The sequence below is a fragment of the Alteromonas sp. AWQ4_252 genome (genome assembly GCF_056158205.1).
Genome location: NZ_JBSWSV010000001.1, coordinates 3,272,159 through 3,289,464, shown reverse-complemented (window position 1 = coordinate 3,289,464; position 17,306 = coordinate 3,272,159). Strand labels below are relative to the sequence as shown.

Here is a 17,306-nt window from a genome sequence, read left to right as displayed (position 1 = left end):
AGGTGTCGCTTTTCTCAACGGAAACGTGACACCTTTTTCCACCAATCAAATCTACAATAATTTGCGATTAAGATTCATTATCATTTGCATTTCCTCTGTCAGTTTGTAATATAGCCCTTCGCATTAAGTTGGTCGGTGGGGAACACGTCATTCCCTGGCCTGAAATAAGGTATTAAACATGTTTGGGGTTTTGTGCGCGCTGTCGGCGAGCTTTGTCGCCGTAGCTGGCTTTTACTTGAGTTGGAAAAAACAACACGGGCGATTGTTTTATTTGAGTCTGTTACTGCTTGTGGGGTCGGCTGTTGCGTGGAGCGTGAGTGAAGGCTGGGAATTTGGTGTTGTATACGCAGTATGTATTCCAGCACTGCTGGTGTGGCCCTTTATTGGCGTAAATCAGATTTCTTTAAGCGCACCCTCTTCTGAACCTTCACCCCGTGAAGTTACGTTCAGTAATAAACTCATGTTCCGACATTTAGGTCATACCGCGGTTGTTTTGTTGTTATTGCTTGTAACCAGCGTACTGGCAAGTCTTGCAATCTGTTTACATTTGCCCATTGCGGTAGACGGACAACTTGGTATTTGCACCGTTTTGTTGCCTTTGTTGTGGGGCGGTTTGGTGTACCACTATTTTGCGGTTACGAGCAAAGGCAAAGCCTTATTGATGTATTTATTACTCGCCGGGCTAAGCGCAGCCTGGCTAATCTTCCTACCGGCATTTTAGAGCAGTTGAAATGAATAAAGACGTTAAACAAACGGCGCTAAATGCCCATAGTTGGGTTGGACTTTTTTTGGGCACACTTCTGTTCTTAGTTTGCTTGTCAGGGACAATCGCTGTATTCCACTTAGAGTTCGAACGCTGGGAACAGCCCCATATACAAGAAATGGAAAGTGTGGATCCAGGTGCCGTCGATGCAGCACTCACAAACTTTCTTGCAGAGCACCCGGAAGAAACGCACCACCTCTTTATTGTATTTCCGACCTCGGGAATTCCTCGATTTGTGGTAGAAAATGACCATGTGGCTTATTTTGCAGATGAAACCGGTGAGTTGATCGAAAAGGAGAGTGTGTCCTTTACCCGGATGCTGGTAGATTTACACCTTTATCTCAACTTACCCCAGAATTGGGGAATGATATTGGTGAGTGCATTGGGCGCAATCATATGTACGCTGGTATTCACCGGGATCATCGCCCATAAACGTATAAGTAAAGACGCGTTCAAGTTGCGTACTGGAGGAAATGGTCAGCAATACCAAATTGATTTACATAATCGTTTTGGTTTGTGGGCAGCGCCTTTTCACTTGATCATTGGCGTTACCGGTGCGTATTTTGGTCTCGCTGGCGTGTTATTGGTGTTGGTCTCTCAATTGTATTTTGGTGGTGATCAAGACGCGATTGTGAACAAAATCTTTACCCCTGATCCCGTGGTAGAAAACGGCGAAACCTTTCCCCAAGTAGGCGCTACTTATGCTCAAATGGCCGATATCGCACCAGAAAGTAAAATTATCTTTGCCACTGTTCATGAGGTAGGGACAGCGGACCAGTTTATTGAAATATACGCTCATGTTGCAGGGAAAATGGGCTATTCTGAGAACTATCGCTTTGACAGCGAAGGCAGGTATTTAGGTACAGCTGGTTATTCGGATGGCCATTGGGGCAAGCAGCTTTTATGGTCAATGTATCGCCTTCATTTTGGTGATTTTGCAGGCTTGCCGAGTAAAGCGCTTTATTTTGTACTCGGTATTATGCTTACCATGTTGTGCGTTACAGGTGTGGAGATTTGGCTGGCTAAAAAAGCTCACCCACCATTACTTACCCGTCTTTGGTACGCGTTGGTATGGGGCAGTGTGAGCGCACTAGCGTTAACCGCTATTGTCGATATGTTGTCAACACTCCCGCTGTTCGCTGTATTTTGGGGGCTTATGGTATTGAACCTCGTTGCAACGCTCAGCACACAGAGGCTCAACCAATCTGCCTGGTTGCACATTTCGGCGGTAAGTGTCCTGTTGCTACTTGTGGTGTATTTAATAAACCACGGGAGTGGCTTTTTGACCGTGGCAGCGCTGCAACTGAATATCCCCATGGCGTTGTTTGCTGCCTGGGCAATGTGGAAAGGGGCACGCTTGCGGCGCAGTGCGCAAGCGGCTTTATGATAAATACTTACTTTTGAGGCGTATTGGCTTTTCTGCCATTGCGCCCTGAAATTTTACCTTGGCGCTGATGGGGGCTTTTTTTGTCGCGAAAGCCTTTCGGGGGTAACCCTGTATGTTTCGTTAAGGCTCGCTCACCTCGCTTCCCTTTCTTAGCGGTCTGGCGTTTTTCCTCAGCTGTTTCCGGTGGCACAAGGTGTTGAGGACCACGTCCGATTAAATCTTCCCGGCCCATTTTCTTCAGAGCTGCACGAATTTGAGCAAAGTTTTTCGGATCGTGGTAACGCAACATGGCTTTGTGAAGACGGCGATGGATCTCGCCTTTGGCAGAAGGTACATGCTCGCTATCTTTAGTTACTTTTCTCAATGAATTTACTTCCGTATGGTACATAGTCGTTGCTGTAGCCATGGGGGAAGGGTAAAAGTTCTGAACCTGATCAAGTTTAAAGCGGTTTTCTTTAAGCCAGATCGCCAGGCTCAGCATGTCTTCGTCAGTTGTTCCTGGGTGAGAAGCAATAAAATACGGAATAAGGTACTGCTTCTTACCTGCTTGCTCTGAATACTTGTCGAACATCTCCTTGAACTTATAGTAGCTGCCCATACCGGGCTTCATCATCTTGCTCAGCGGCCCGTCTTCGGTGTGTTCCGGGGCAATTTTCAGGTAGCCTCCAGTGTGATGAAGGGCCAGCTCTTTTACGTATTCAGGATCTTCCACTGCCAAATCATAACGAACACCTGACGCAATCAATACTTTCTTTATTCCCGGCAATGCGCGTGCGCGGCGATATAAATCAATGGTTGGCTTATGATCGGTATCCATATGGGCACAAATACTGGGATAAACGCAAGATGGCCTGCGACAGGTGGCTTCCGCTTTAGGACTTTTACAACGCAAGCGGTACATGTTTGCCGTAGGCCCGCCTAAATCTGATATCACGCCGGTAAACCCAGGTACTTTGTCGCGGATCTCTTCCATCTCGCGAATAATAGAGTCTTCTGAACGACTTTGAATGATTCGACCTTCGTGCTCGGTTATAGAACAAAATGTACAACCACCGTAACAGCCACGCATGATGTTGATAGAAAAGCGTATCATGTCGTAGGCAGGAATTTTAGCATCGCCATATACCGGGTGGGGGACACGTTGATAAGACAAGTCAAACACAGCATCCATTTCCTCGGTTTCAAGAGGCATGGCGGGTGGGTTAATCCAGATGTGTCTGTCGCCGTGACGCTGCATCAGTGCCCGGGCGCATCCAGGGTTAACTTCCTGATGCAAAATACGCGATGTATGTGCATAAAGCGCTTTGTTGTCTTTCACCACTTCAAAAGCGGGTAATTTTACATATACGTTTTCCCACGGTTTTCTTCGCTCAGCAGGCTGAATAACAATGGGCTGGGCAACGTCACTGGCCTGTACCGTGTTGTTATCTTCTTTGTCGCACTCGGGAAGTTCCTGATAAGGGGAAGGGATCGGTTCAATTTTTCCAGGCTTGTCGAGAGAAGTAGAGTCTACTCCCTGCCATTCCGGGAGTGCTTCTTTGACGATAATGGCTGTGCCGCGAACGTCGCGAATATCGCCGATAGTTTCGCCTGCGGCAAGGCGGTGAGTGACCTCCACCAAAGGTCTTTCAGCATTCCCGAAAAACAACATGTCGGCCTTACTGTCAAAAAGCACGGAGCGGCGCACTTTTTCTGACCAATAATCATAATGAGCGATACGGCGTAAACTGGCTTCGATGCCACCAATGATAACAGCCACGCTCTTGAAGGCCTCACGACATCGTTGAGCATATACGGTTACCGCACGATCTGGACGCTTACCGCCAACATTTCCTGGGGTGTAGGCATCATCGTGGCGAAGTTTTTTATCCGCAGTATAGCGGTTGATCATTGAATCCATGTTACCGGCGGTTACGCCAAAATATAAATTGGGTTTACCCAGTTTCATGAAGTCATTTTTATTGGTCCAATCCGGTTGCGAAATAATACCTACACGAAAACCATGGGCTTCAAGTACCCGACCTATTACTGCCATACCAAAACTCGGATGATCGACATAGGCATCGCCGGTCACCAGAATGACATCGCAACTGTCCCAGCCGAGTGCATCCATCTCTTCCTTTGACATGGGTAAAAAAGGTGCGGTGCCGTAGCAATGAGCCCAGTACTTTGGGTACGAAAATAAGCTGCGATCCGCTTTGATGGTTGCTTTCATGAGGTAAAACCGGAAATATCAAAAATAAAGGCAGGATTGTAACATTTTCGGGGTGTCAGGAGATAGTTAAATAGAAAAGCGAAGCTGTGAGCAAGCTCCGCCTGAATGGTCAGTTTCCTCAGTGGCAACAACCTTCCGTATGGCGCGGTAAGATTATGCCGTCGTGTTGATACTTATGCTGGAAGAAAGTGTTTCCATCAAAGTTGATTCAGCACTGCCAAGCATTGAGTTTGACGCGTAATTGCCAGCTTGAGTTGATGGCGGAGGTGGCATGCCTCCTCTTTGACTGTGTTGTTCGTGTTTTTGCTCAAAAAAGCTCTTTAGATCAACACCGTTTTCCTCGGCAAACTCTTTCATGGAAGCAGGGGCGTTGGCAGCAAGGCTTTCGGCGTCAAACGTCCCCGAGGCTTCCATTTCCATGACACTTTCCATGAACGCTTTTACTTCAGTGTCTTCTTTCGACTCATCCATATAGTCGGAGAGCTCATCTTGCGGAGGTGGTGGTGGAGGCGGCCTGCTTTGGGCAGCGTTAGTGGCAGAAATGCCATTGCTTTGCAGCATTCCGCTGAACTGTGATATTTCCATAGTGAAATCTCCAATCTGACATGCCAACATTGGCACCTTTTTAATTTAGCAATGGGTATTCCTTTGTTTGTCAAGGTTCTGTAAATCAATGTAAAGCTCAGAATACTCGAGCCCATAGGGTATGATAACCTTGTCATATCAAACGTTTCAGTGGAGCAAACCCATCATGGCCTTTTGGTTATTTAAGTCGGAGCCCGATGCTTTTGGCATCGATGATTTAGCCTCTCGCCCAAATAAGACTGAACCCTGGGATGGCGTCAGAAACTATCAGGCGCGAAATTTTTTAAGAGATAAGGTAAAAAACGGAGACTTCGTTTACTTCTATCATTCCAGCTGCAAAGAGGTTGGCATTGCAGGCGTGGCAACCATAGTTCGGGAGGCGTACCCTGACGATAGTCAATTTTCCCCAGAGAGTCGTTATTATGATCCAAAAGCGACACCCGATGCGCCCCGCTGGTATTGTGTTGATGTACAGTTTGTAGAAAAATTTGATCAGGTGCTGTCATTGCAAGCAATTAAAGCAATGCCTGAAATTACTCAACTCGGCGTTGTCAAAAAAGGACAACGATTGTCGGTAATGCCTGTAGAAACTGATGAATGGCGATGTCTATATAAAAGTGCAACAGGTATGGATTTTAATAGTTGAATTAGGATTAATAATGCAAGTGTATTTGGCTTTGTTTTTACTGTTTACTTCCAGCCCATTGCTCGCCGCTACGGGTACTACGGCTATCGGTATGATTATATCCGTGGTATTCGTTTGTGTGATGCTGGTAGTTTTCCTGCTGGTAGTTACCGAATTCGGAGGCGAGAAAAAGAAAGCTTATGAGGTCGAGGAGCAAGAAAACAGCAATAACAGCAAACCTCAGTAATAGCCCTTTTCTGATCTGCCAAATGCCTTAAAATGGTCATCAGCTCAAAAATTTTAGGAGGCAACGGATCTGAGCTTTACGCCCTCGGACGTAAAAATCAGAGGGCTTTTTTTATGCAGTAGGGACTGACGCCTGAACAATACAAATCCTATTATCTGCACTTACTTTAAAAATGACATGGCTTTCGCATACTTGCCGAATGCGCTCAGCAGTTTTTTCGTTTGCTCCTTACGCCGCTTAGTTATACCGACTTTCTTTGCATCTTGGTCTGCGTCCCGGGTCCTGCATTCACATCTGTAATTCATTTGGTTTTCCATGTTTTTCTCCTGTTTTTTTTTTGTAGGCTAAAACCTCAACTTATGTTGAGGTCAAGGAGTTATTTCATTAAAGTGATTAATAATGAGAAAGCGAGAGGCGGGGAAGCGAGATGGATACCTTATTGAAAGTGGGTGAGGTAGCAATGCGCAGTGGGGTAAGCGTATCTACACTTCATTTTTATGAAAACAAAGGGTTAATAAAGAGCGGCCGGAATAACGGTAATCAGCGGATATATCCCCGTGCAGTATTGCGTCGGGTTGCCATTATCAAGGTTGCCCAGCAACTGGGCATGTCGTTAAGTGAAATCAAAAAAGCTATCGAGGTGTTGCCGATGAATAAAACAGCCAGTCAGGCTGATTGGCAGCAATTATCGCAATTTTGGCACAATCAGCTGGAAGCTCGCATTGCCAAACTCACAAAATTAAAGGACGAGTTATCCAGCTGTATTGGCTGCGGCTGTTTGTCTATGAAAGCGTGTGCATTGAGAAACCCTCAAGATGAACTGGCTGAGCATGGCGCAGGCCCTGTAATATTTGACTCCTCGTCTTCTTGAATGTGTTAGTTACTATTCGACTATGAAAGTGCCAATTGGTCTCTTGTAAGCGTAGTGTCATCGCTAAAACTTTGAGAAAATTAATGTTCTCAGGTGGCGACTGTCCTGACTGAAGAGCGTAACTGGCAGAGGTGTATGGCGAAAGTAAAAAACAGAGCAATTGTCGCGATGACAAGGTTTTCTATTAATCTTGTTACTTACGGTGAGGGACATCAGGTTCTATCGCACAACGACCCCATGGGTAAAGGTCGTTATTTTAAGTTTAATATCGTACTGAAAAAGCCGATAAAAGGCGGAATTTTTCATGCTGACAAAGTAATTCTTAATTGGTTTGATCGGATTTATTTCTTCAGGCCCGATAAATACATGCATAGCGTAACAAAAATTGAAAAAGGAGAAAGAAAACTACTCTCAATAGCAGTGTACATTTAACACAGCTAAATTATCTGGAAAAGGCGCGGGTGAGGCGCAACTTACTGGCGTGCCAATGATTGATTGGGCGTCGCGGAGCCTGGGCGATGAGCCGTGGGAAACTGATTTCTTCGGCGTTGAGGGGTTTTACATGAGCACAGAAAATCGTACTGGGAGCGAGGTGCTGTACACGCTGTAACGAGCTCTTGTATTGGTTTGGATGGCACAGCGGATACGGAAAGGTCAGACGTTTTTTCACCGATACAATGAGGTCGGCAACATACAATTTGTGCGTTGGCTTGTGTAACAGTGAAATATCGTGGTCGGTATGACCGGGCGTGTATATAACCTGCCAATCTTCAAACTCGGGCAGTATTTGATTGTCACAGAGCGAGATATCTGGCTGAAAATAAGGTTTATACCAGATATGGCGTCGTGTCTTACCTAATTTGCCTGCTACCCACCAGGTGAGCGCTACATCAATGGCATGGGCGGTACGGCCGCTAACGCCGCGATACCATAAGGGTGCCTTCGGGTGGCATGCGATACGCGCACCAGTGCGGTTTTGTAACCGCTTTGCTCCGCCTGCATGATCAGGATGCATATGGGTGACGACAATGAGTTTTAAGGCCGCTAAAGGCAATGATAATTTTTCAGTAATATAGTGACACACGGTATCGACATCTGCCCGACTGCAGCCATCAAGCAACATTAGCCTGTGGTTGTCTTCAACCAGGTAAATGTTTTCAATATATCCCCCAATCTCGTGAAGTTGCATACATCCTCGTTTATTACCCTGACCAGATGATATTAGCAAAGCTCTTCTGGTCAAACCACTATAGAATTCCCCTCGACGTAAGCTGCTCTAATACAAAAGCTGTTCTTTTCTTTAAATAATCCCGCAACAAGCGTATCGCCGGCGTGATAGTTTGCCTGCTAGGGCAGACCAGCCACAATTCTGTAGAAGTTGGTTCGTATTCAGGCATGACTTTGACGATGTTACCGGCTAAAAGGTCTGCTGACATGTCTAGACAAGATTTCCGAGCCAACCCTTTGCCTCTTACGCACCAACGCCGAACCAAATCGGCATCATTTGAAACCCTGTTACTTGCAGTTTTTACTTTGTAGGTTTGGTTTTGCCGAGTAAAACACCACTCAGTATCGATAAGTTCGTGAAACTGGAACAACAAGGCATTGTGATTGGCAATATCTTCAGGTGTTGTAGGTTGACCGAATTTCTCAATGTAGCGAGGCGAAGCGCAAAGTACTCTGCGCACGTTGCAAATTTTAAAGCCATAGAGATTGTCATCTGTTAGCGCACCATAGCGAATGGCGAGATCTACGGGTTCACGGTAGAAGTCTATGTTGCGATCTGCGATATGGATTTTCAGTTTAAGGTTTGGGTGTTCCTCAGCAAACTCATCTAACCAGGGGAGAATAATATTTCGTCCCAAATCAGATGGTGCGGATAACCTCAGTTCACCGCTCACTTCTTCCTTTTCATGTTGTATGTTTTGCTTAGCAATATCCAGTGACTTCAGAGCTTCCATGCATTTGGGCAGATATCTTTCGCCTGCTGCTGACAACCTAAGTTGTCGCGTCGTTCGAATGAATAAGTCTACTCCCAGCGCTTTTTCTACTCTTTTCACTGCTGCACTGGCTGTAGCAGTGCGCATATTTAAGCTATCCGCGGCGGCCGTAATACTCTTAAGCTCAGCTACTTTTACAATAATGGTTAAATCTTCCAAGAGCATAAATAGTCTTTAGGAATCAATTTGGGAGCGCACATTATGCACAAAATCATGTGACCGATAAATTAGATTGTCAAAAAATATTAGATAAAGATTCAATCGTTAGGCTGTTTTTGTTTGTTAGTTGGGTGGTTAGTATTAACTCAGTAGTTAGAAAATAACGACATCACTGTTACACGTGGTGGCTTGACCAAATTCACGAATAAGGAAAACTGATGAAATTACTAAATAAAACAGCACTGTTTGGCATGATTGGGTTCTCAGCATTAGCGGCAAATTATGTTAGCGCGGCTGAAGTAGGGCCGTTAGAAGCGGTAACACAATTTAATGAGACACGGGGTGGCGGCATTACTGTTACACCCGATGGTCGAATCATTATTAGCATGCACCCTTTGGATGATCCGAAATATCGGGTTGTCGAAGTGATGGCAAACGGAGAGAAAAAACCTTTTCCAAACATTGATTGGGCAGACGGTCCGGACACGGGGAACGTTGGGCTTAGCGCAGTCATTGGTGTACAAACAGATTCAAACGGAATCGTGTGGATGCTGGACATGGGTAGTGAAAAATCACCGGCCCAGTTGGTTGCTTGGGATAGTGTAAATAACTCACTACATACCACCATTCAAATTGACAAGAGTGCATTGCAGCCCAATTCGTTTATTCAGGATTTTGCTATTGATGAAAATCGCGGAAAAGTTTACATCGCTGATATGACTTTCGGAAATTTCCAGGGAGCAACCAAGCCCGCTTTTATAGTCGTTGATCTGGAAACAGGAAAGTCACGGCGGGTATTGGAAAGTGCTCAGCAACTGATGCCAGAAAATAGAAATATCGTGATAGAAGCGTCGTTACTTGCCTCTAAAACAGAAAGCGGTGAAACGAACAGCTTGCGATTTGGTTTAAACCCGATTGCCATTGATGATGAATTTGAGTGGGTTTACTTTGGCGCATTTACAGGCACTCAGGTTTATCGCTTACCGGCGTCAACCCTCGCTGACAATAACGCTTCAGATCGTGATTTGCAGAATACAATTGAAGTTTACGGCCCTAAAAATCCAAGTGATGGCATAGCTTATGCGCCTGGTGTAGGCATTTTAGCAACTGACCTGGAAAATAGCGCGATTGGGCTCACGACACCAGGACATTATCAGACCCTAATCGAAGATAAAAAATTGTCATGGCCTGATAGTTTAGCGGTGAGTAACGGGTACATATACATTACTCAGGATCAATTGCATCAGCACCCGGCGTTTAGTCAAGGTTTGGGCAATGCAAAAGCACCGTACACGTTATATCGATTTAGTTACCAACCATAAGGCTAGGAAGCTATTGCCTTCTTCTGTGCCTGTTGAACCTAATAATTTAAATTTGGAGCTTTAGTATGTTACCCGAAAAAATGAAAGCTATCGGTTTTGTTGAATCGAAACCCATTGATGCCGAAAACAGCTTAGTTGAATATACTGTTGATCTGCCATCCGTTGGCGACAAGGATTTACTCGTAAAAGTCAGCGCTGTCTCAGTGAATCCGGCGGATACAAAAATTCGCGTTCGCGCCGCTAATGACAAAACCCTTGCTCAACCCAAAATTCTTGGTTATGACGGGGTAGGTACCGTTGTCGGCATGGGAAAAGATGTAACGGGTTTTGAACCTGGCGACCGGGTTTATTACGCTGGAGATGTATCCCGCAATGGTTCTAATGCTGAATATCAGGCTGTAGATTTTCGCATAACCGCACATGCGCCAAAAAGTTTGTCAGATCCTGAAGCCGCTGTGGTCCCATTGGTCGCATTAACGGCGTGGGAGGCACTTTTTGAACGTTTACGTATTCGTCCTACGGAAAAGAAAAAGCTGCTTGTTATTGGTGGTGCGGGGGGAGTGGGTTCAATGACTATCCAACTCGCAAAGCAACTCACTAATTTAACAGTTATAGCCACGGCTTCACGGCCAGAAACTGAAGCTTGGGTAAAAAAATTGGGCGCGGATCATGTCGTTAACCATCGTAATTTGGTGGAATCCATGAATGAACAAAAACTCGGGGAGGTTGACTATATTTTCAATATTGCTGACACCTTAGGGCATTGGGATGCAATGGTAGAATTGATAGCTCCACAGGGGTTAATTAGTTCAATCGTTGAGTTCGACGGCGGCATAGATCTATCGAAACTTCAGGCTAAATCCGTTGGTTTTATCTGGGAACTTATGTTTACCCGCTCGCTGTTCAATACTGACGATATTCAACAGCAGCAAAGTATTTTGTTTCAGGTGGCGAACCTCATTGATGCCGGGCGAATTAAATCTACGCTGACGACTTCTCTTGACGGTCTTAGCGCTCAAACCTTTAAAAAGGCCCATGGCGAACTAGAAACTGGTAAATCCATAGGCAAACTGGCGATTTCATTTAACTAACTTTTTAAGTAAAGAGATACCAAGCGCAAACTCTAGCATTCTTCGCCACAGCTGCAGCTTTGGCGAAGATTTGTAGTCATGCTCCTCGAAAGCCTGGGTGTGCCGCAAAGGTAAGTTTGTGCGCGATAAGCCCTTCACTCTATTTGCATCTGCTTCTCGGCTTCCTTTCGAGCATGATTTGTTTGATGATTTTGAACAATACGTTCACGACAAGCGTGATAGGCGACCTTCGACTTTTTCCAACATGTTTCGCCGCGATCCGCTAAACAGTATTCCAATTTGGATACGGCAACTTTATTGCAACGAACAAATTCCTCAGGGGTGGCAGAAGCATATAAGCTTTGACTGAACAGACAGATAACAATAAATAAAAGGGTCTTCAATGATTTAACTCCTGATGTCACATAAAACTTCGCGGCTCTTCAATTCATCGCCACAGCGGCAAGCCGTGACGATGAAAGTGGTTACGATGTCTTTGCTCTATTGCGTGGTATTAAGCATTAATTTTTCAGTTAAATAAGTAAACTGAAGTGCAACCCGGTGGGCTGCTTCTTGCAAGTTGGCCGATGCTGCATGGCCGCCATCTGTGTTCTCGTAATAGAGAAACGGTTTGCCTGCATCTTCGAACAATTTCGCCATTTTCCTCGCGTGGCCAGGGTGTACCCGGTCGTCTTTAGTGGATGTAACAAAAAAAGGTTCCGGGTAACCGGTTTGAGGGTTGAAATTGTGATAGGGAGACATTTTCTCTAACCATTCGCGTTCCTCTGGTACTTCCGGCGAACCATATTCTCCAACCCAACTAGCGCCAGCCAGCAGCAGATGAAAGCGAAGCATATCTAACAGGGGCACTTGCACTATAACGGCATTAAATAAATCCGGGCGTTGGTTCAACATTACTCCCATAAGCAAACCACCGTTTGAGCCCCCTTGAATACCCAGGTGAGACGCAGAAGTGAGTTTGTGCTCGACAAGCCATTCGGCCACAGCAATAAAGTCATCGTAAATTACCTGGCGATTGGTTTTAAGGCCTGCCTGATGCCATTCAGGGCCAAATTCGCCACCCCCACGAATGTTTGCAAGAACATAGGCGCCACCCTGTTCAAGCCAGAGTCTACCGAGAATGCCGCTGTAGTGGGGAAGCATGGATACCTGAAAACCGCCATAGCCATACAAAAGAGTGGGTGTACGCCCATCGTGCCTAATGCCTTTCTTGTGGACGACGAAAAAGGGGATCATTGTTCCGTCTTTAGAAGCAACCTGCTTTTGCTCTACCACCAAGTCGTCGGCATCAAACCAACTGGGTAAACGCTTCAAGGTTTTGCTCTCACCGGTGGACGCTGAGTAACTTATCAGGGAGTCAGGCGTTAGAAAGCCTTCGTAAGTAACAAATGCTGTATCTTCTTGTTGACTGGAGAAAGTGACTTCAAGCTTGCCATCTTGTGGAAGGTCTAGTGGTCGGGATATCCAGTCATTCCTATCTCTGGTTATCGCAAATACTTTACCCACAACATTGTCGTTGATGGATAAGAGAATCTGACCTTTCGCCAGCGATACCTTCTCGATGGATTGACGCTTATTGGGTTCGAACACTACGACTGGTAGGGACTCTTTAGTTAATTCGCTGCTGGCTGAATACGACATAGACAGGAGGCTACCGGTTTTGTACCTGGCTTTTGTACTACTGACAGACACTTGCCAATCTTGGTTAATTGTGAAGAGCAGTTGACCCTGGTGTAGCCCAATCACCTCTGACTTTTCCGGAAGTGGCAGTTTAATAGCATTTTTACCAGCAAGCACATAGTGTTGATTAGTGAAAAATGTAGATTGCTGTATTATCAATTCAATTTTACTGCCATCAGTGGTGTCCACTGTAAATGGAAATACGGCAGTATCAGATTTTTTTCCTCTGAAAACTGTCTCGGCCGATTCCAATGGGGTTCCGCGGCTCCAGCGTTTTACCACGTAAGGGTAACCTGATTCTGTTAACGTTGTGCCGTCGTCACCCCAGTCGGTGGCAACGAGAAGGGTATTGTAATCTACCCACGCTGCCATTAATTTCGACTCTGGCAATATAAAGCCGTGATCGATAAAGCGTTTAGTTGACAGGTCAAACTCCCTAACAGTAACTGCGTCCTTTCCACCGTCAGATAAACTTACCAGGCATTTATAATCGGCCTTGCCTTTCGCTGAATAGCAATCAACACCCTTGAACACCCAATTTTTATTTTCAGATTCGGCAAGGGCGTCGAAGTCAATAAGGGTTTCCCACTCAGGGGTGTTAGTGCTGAAGCTCGCTAGCGATACTCTGCGCCACAGGCCCCGAACATGTTTTTCGTCTTGCCAGAAGTTATAGACCTCACCATCCCGAATACTGCCAAGAGGGATCCGCTCTGAGGAATTCACAACGTCGAGTGCTTTGGCTTTCAGATCTGTATATATCGGGCTGGCTTCAAGCTTGGATAAGGTACGAGTATTTTGCTGCTTTACCCACGTCAGGGCTTTGTCACCCTCTATTTCCTCTAACCACAGGTAAGGATCGTCCAGTGACATTTGCTTTACTTTTGCTTTTTCTAAAGGTTTAGGATCGGTAATCGAGCTCTCTTGGAGTGAACACCCAACTAATCCGAGTATTACAATATACGTGAACAACTTCCTGATAAATTCCATGGTAGGTTTCCTTTTCCATAGTGTCGCCTGTTTCATTCCACTTTTTGACGTTAACACACCATTATGCTAACGAGCCTGTGTTGTTGTTACGTTGCAAGTAAAGCATACTACTAAAATGAATATTTCGCTTAATTAGTACACAAGGGATTAACCATGTACAAAGCCTTTTATTACCTGATGTATCGTGTACTTACTGTCGTAAGTCTTTTGTTGTTTGCGTTCAGTGCATACGCTAAATCCCTTGTGGTTAACCCAGACAAGGAACTGATGGTTCCCGTTGAAGGCGGGAACGTTTATGTCAGGCTCAATGGCGTCCCACACACAGATTCCATTCCAGTGGTGTTTATTCACGGTGGTCCTGGCGGTACGCACAATGGCTTTGTAGGCATGACTGAACTGGCAGACGATCGCATGGTGATCATGTATGACCAACTCGACAGCGGAAAATCAGACCAGCCAAACGACCCGGCAAACTGGCGTGTTGCACGTTTTGTTGAGTCATTGGATGCTATTCGCAAGCATTTAAACGTTGAGCGATGGCATTTGGTGGGACATAGCTGGGGCTCAGCCATTGCCTTGGAGTACACAGTAAAATATCCACAGCACACGGTATCGACTGTGCTTGGCGGCACATTTATTTCTACGCCACACTGGATCATGGATGCAAACTTGTTGGTAAACGCAGCCCCGCAAAAAGTACAGGATACACTTAAACAATGTGAGTCATCTCAACCGCCGGAAGCGCCTGTATGCGGTTCTGCATATACTAAGTTGTATTCTGCTTATTATACGCCAGGTAAACCCGATGAAGCGATTATCGCTTATGAAGAAAACGTAGGTGGAAACGGATTTAACCCGGTGATTTACAATGCCATGTGGGGGCCAAGTGAGTTTTCGTCTACGGGTGTATTGAAGCACTATGACGCCACCCATTTGCTGGCCGATATCGACCCGGCCAAAACATTGTTCATGATTGGTCAGTACGATTCAGCCCGTATTGATACCGTTCAAGATTATCTGGCGTTGACGCCAGGCGCCGAATTGGCCGTGGTGCCGGGTGGGGCACACGGTTTTTACGACGACAGACCTTTGGTGACGCTGGCGTTGCTGCGCAGTTGGTTAAAGCGCAAGGATGTAAAGTAGTGTGGTCGATATCTTTTACCCCGACTAATTTCCCGAAATATTTTGGATAGCTGCGTGGCTTTCTACAGTTCGTTACCGGTCAAATATTTACATCCAATTAATAACAACACTCCGCCTGCGCGGTGGAGTGGAGTTATCGTTCAAGAAGGGCAGTGGAATTTGCTAATACGCCGCTTTGGTAATCGTTAACTGCCTGAATAATTTCCTGCTGAGTGTTCATTACAAAAGGCCCGTATTGGACGACAGGCTCGTTAATAGGTTTACCCGAAACCACGATAAACTTGCATTCCTTCTCAGCAGACACACTCAACTGCTTTCCATTTTGTGACAAAACGCCCAGCTCTCCTGATACCAAAACTTTTTCTTTGCTTTGAGCTCCTTTATTAATGACTAAACTGCCCGCGTACACATAGATAAAAGTAGCTTCATCTGAAATCATGGCAATATCAGACTTCCCGCTTTTTAGGGTAACGTCTAAAAAGGTGGGCGCAACGGCCGTTGTCTTAACCGGTCCTTTCACGTCGTCAATTTCGCCTGCTAGCACTTTAATTAGAGCATCTTGAACGTGCACGGAAGGGACGCTTTCTGGCTGAATATCTTGATAGTTTGGTGCTGACATTTTCTCTGCTGCGGGAAGATTCACCCACAGCTGAAAGCCTTGCAATAAGCCCTGTTCCTGCTCTGGCATTTCTTCGTGAATGATGCCTCGGCCCGCATTCATCCATTGAATGCCACCAGCATCAATAATCCCCTCATTGCCTACAGAGTCTTTGTGACGCATTTTGCCAGTGAGCATGTAGGTCACTGTCTGAAAACCACGGTGAGGATGTGGTGGAAAGCCAGCAATGTATTCACCTGGATTATCTGAGCCAAAAAAATCCAGCATAAGGAAGGGATCCAGGCGAGGTAGATCCGGTTGCCCGATAATACGGGTAAGCGACACCCCCGCGCCATCACTGGTTGGCACGCCCGTAACCACTTTCTCTATAACTTTATGTTCACTCACTTCCACTGACATGATGTGTATCTACCTTAAATCTTAGCCTTTAATCTGTACTATGAACGTCGCTTTTAACTTCCAAAATTATTGCGACCGTGAGGCGACATAAGATCTTGCTCTGGCCCGACGGGGATAACCTGCGTCGGATTTATCATCGTGTGGCTATAGTAATAGTGCCTTTTAATATGGTCGAAGTTCACCGTTTCAGCAACGCCTGGTACCTGATAAAGCTCTTTCATATAACCATAGATATTTGGATAGTCTGCAATTTGCTTTTTATTACACTTGAAATGCCCGTGATAAACAGCGTCAAAACGTATCAACGTGGTGAATAAGCGCCAGTCAGTTTCCGTTATGTTGCTGCCAACTAAATAACGTTGTTTGCTCAACCTTTCCTCAACCCGATCCAGAGTGGAGAATAACGCTGATACTGCCTCTTCATAAGCCTCTTGTGTTGTAGCAAATCCAGCTTTATACACGCCGTTATTTATGTCGTGATATACCATGTTGTTGATAGTATCGATTTCTTCACGAAGCGCTTCAGGGTAGTAATCATCGTTATTGTTGGTAAGTGAATTAAATCCACTGTTAAAGATACGAATAATTTCAGCTGATTCGTTATTGACGATAGTTTCGGTTTGTTTATCCCAAAGGATTGGAACCGTGACACGAGTGGTAATTTCAGGCTTTGCCTTAGTGTAAATTTGATGCGCATAAGCAAAGTCATAGAGCTTATCTCCCGTAGACCCCGGATAGTCTTTAAATTCCCAGCCCTGTTCAAGCATTTCAGGGTGAACCACTGAAACATCGATATGATCTTCCAGTCCCTTTAATTTTCTAAATATGAGCGCTCTGTGTGCCCAAGGACAAGCAAGCGACACATATAGGTGATAACGACCAGATTCAACGGGAAACCTCGCATCAACTTTGTTACTGACACTATCGCGAAATTTAGATGCCTGACGCTCAAATTTCCCACCATTCGTACTGGTGTCATACCACTTGTCTTGCCATTGTCCATCAACGAGTAAGCCCATATGCCTGCCCCTTTTCAATACTTCACTACAGAATAATTTGATTTAACCATGTATTGGGTAGAACGTATGTTGCTTAAAATCGGTTCTATTATTCGAAAAAACTGGAGAGTATTAATTAACGCTCTTTTGGGCATCCAAGTCTTCCTTTTTCTTTGACGCATCGTTTTGTGTATCGACATTTTGGGATAGCTAAA

The 17,306-nt window shown here is 45.4% G+C and carries 16 protein-coding genes; 9 read left to right on the top strand and 7 right to left on the bottom strand.

Features of this window, described 5'->3' with window-relative positions; translation table 11 throughout:
* The first annotated feature begins 178 nt into the window (after positions 1-178).
* Both ACXACM_RS14500 and ACXACM_RS14495 read left to right on the top strand, forming a co-directional pair.
* Positions 179-721 carry a hypothetical protein gene (locus ACXACM_RS14500; RefSeq protein WP_474822600.1) on the top strand — a complete coding sequence of 181 codons (543 nt, stop codon included), beginning with the start codon at positions 179-181 and terminating at the stop codon, positions 719-721.
* A 10-nt stretch (positions 722-731) separates the two neighbouring features.
* Positions 732-2,150: a PepSY-associated TM helix domain-containing protein gene (locus ACXACM_RS14495; protein ID WP_474822598.1), complete on the top strand. Its 1,419-nt coding sequence runs from the start codon at positions 732-734 to the stop codon at positions 2,148-2,150.
* 7 nt (positions 2,151-2,157) lie between these two features.
* Here the strand turns inward: ACXACM_RS14495 and ACXACM_RS14490 are convergent, their stop codons facing one another.
* Both ACXACM_RS14490 and ACXACM_RS14485 read right to left on the bottom strand, forming a co-directional pair.
* Positions 2,158-4,365: a YgiQ family radical SAM protein gene (locus tag ACXACM_RS14490; RefSeq protein ID WP_474822597.1), complete on the bottom strand. Its 2,208-nt coding sequence runs from the start codon at positions 4,363-4,365 to the stop codon at positions 2,158-2,160.
* A 153-nt stretch (positions 4,366-4,518) separates the two neighbouring features.
* A complete protein-coding gene (locus ACXACM_RS14485; RefSeq protein ID WP_474822596.1) occupies positions 4,519-4,950 on the bottom strand; it encodes a hypothetical protein in 432 nt (143 codons plus the stop codon).
* A gap of 166 nt (positions 4,951-5,116) precedes the next feature.
* On the opposite strand from ACXACM_RS14485, the gene ACXACM_RS14480 reads away from it, so the two are divergent.
* The 4 genes from ACXACM_RS14480 to ACXACM_RS14465 all read left to right on the top strand — a co-directional run bounded on the left by ACXACM_RS14480 (position 5,117) and on the right by ACXACM_RS14465 (position 7,125).
* A complete protein-coding gene (locus tag ACXACM_RS14480; protein WP_474822594.1) occupies positions 5,117-5,596 on the top strand; it encodes an EVE domain-containing protein in 480 nt (159 codons plus the stop codon).
* Between the two features lie 13 nt (positions 5,597-5,609).
* Entirely contained in the window at positions 5,610-5,822 is a 213-nt protein-coding gene (locus ACXACM_RS14475) for a hypothetical protein (protein WP_474822593.1), read from the top strand.
* A gap of 427 nt (positions 5,823-6,249) precedes the next feature.
* Entirely contained in the window at positions 6,250-6,693 is a 444-nt protein-coding gene (soxR, locus tag ACXACM_RS14470) for a redox-sensitive transcriptional activator SoxR (RefSeq protein WP_474822592.1), read from the top strand.
* A 135-nt stretch (positions 6,694-6,828) separates the two neighbouring features.
* The gene (locus tag ACXACM_RS14465) at positions 6,829-7,125 is read left to right on the top strand and encodes a 2OG-Fe(II) oxygenase (RefSeq protein ID WP_474822590.1); all 297 of its coding nucleotides are present in this window, start codon (positions 6,829-6,831) and stop codon (positions 7,123-7,125) included.
* A 10-nt stretch (positions 7,126-7,135) separates the two neighbouring features.
* Here ACXACM_RS14465 and ACXACM_RS14460 read toward each other — a convergent pair whose 3' ends face one another.
* Both ACXACM_RS14460 and ACXACM_RS14455 read right to left on the bottom strand, forming a co-directional pair.
* Positions 7,136-7,882 (bottom strand): MBL fold metallo-hydrolase, encoded by a 747-nt coding sequence (locus ACXACM_RS14460; protein WP_474822589.1) that lies wholly within the window; start codon positions 7,880-7,882, stop codon positions 7,136-7,138.
* A 58-nt stretch (positions 7,883-7,940) separates the two neighbouring features.
* Entirely contained in the window at positions 7,941-8,858 is a 918-nt protein-coding gene (locus tag ACXACM_RS14455) for a LysR family transcriptional regulator (protein ID WP_474822588.1), read from the bottom strand.
* A 212-nt stretch (positions 8,859-9,070) separates the two neighbouring features.
* On the opposite strand from ACXACM_RS14455, the gene ACXACM_RS14450 reads away from it, so the two are divergent.
* Positions 9,071-10,174 (top strand): L-dopachrome tautomerase-related protein, encoded by a 1,104-nt coding sequence (locus ACXACM_RS14450; RefSeq protein WP_474822586.1) that lies wholly within the window; start codon positions 9,071-9,073, stop codon positions 10,172-10,174.
* Between the two features lie 65 nt (positions 10,175-10,239).
* Complete coding sequence (locus tag ACXACM_RS14445) at positions 10,240-11,265, top strand: zinc-binding alcohol dehydrogenase family protein (RefSeq protein WP_474822585.1); 1,026 nt, start codon at positions 10,240-10,242, stop codon at positions 11,263-11,265.
* A gap of 480 nt (positions 11,266-11,745) precedes the next feature.
* On the opposite strand, the gene ACXACM_RS14440 is transcribed toward ACXACM_RS14445, so the two are convergent.
* Positions 11,746-13,932, bottom strand: a complete 2,187-nt coding sequence (locus tag ACXACM_RS14440) for a prolyl oligopeptidase family serine peptidase (protein WP_474822584.1) — start codon at positions 13,930-13,932, stop codon at positions 11,746-11,748.
* 153 nt (positions 13,933-14,085) lie between these two features.
* On the opposite strand from ACXACM_RS14440, the gene ACXACM_RS14435 reads away from it, so the two are divergent.
* Positions 14,086-15,075 (top strand): proline iminopeptidase-family hydrolase, encoded by a 990-nt coding sequence (locus ACXACM_RS14435; RefSeq protein WP_474822582.1) that lies wholly within the window; start codon positions 14,086-14,088, stop codon positions 15,073-15,075.
* A gap of 133 nt (positions 15,076-15,208) precedes the next feature.
* On the opposite strand, the gene ACXACM_RS14430 is transcribed toward ACXACM_RS14435, so the two are convergent.
* Positions 15,209-16,093, bottom strand: coding sequence for a pirin family protein (locus ACXACM_RS14430; protein WP_474822581.1), 885 nt, complete (start codon positions 16,091-16,093; stop codon positions 15,209-15,211).
* Between the two features lie 53 nt (positions 16,094-16,146).
* A complete protein-coding gene (locus tag ACXACM_RS14425; protein WP_474822580.1) occupies positions 16,147-17,112 on the bottom strand; it encodes a glutathione S-transferase family protein in 966 nt (321 codons plus the stop codon).
* Positions 17,113-17,306: the final 194 nt, after the last annotated feature.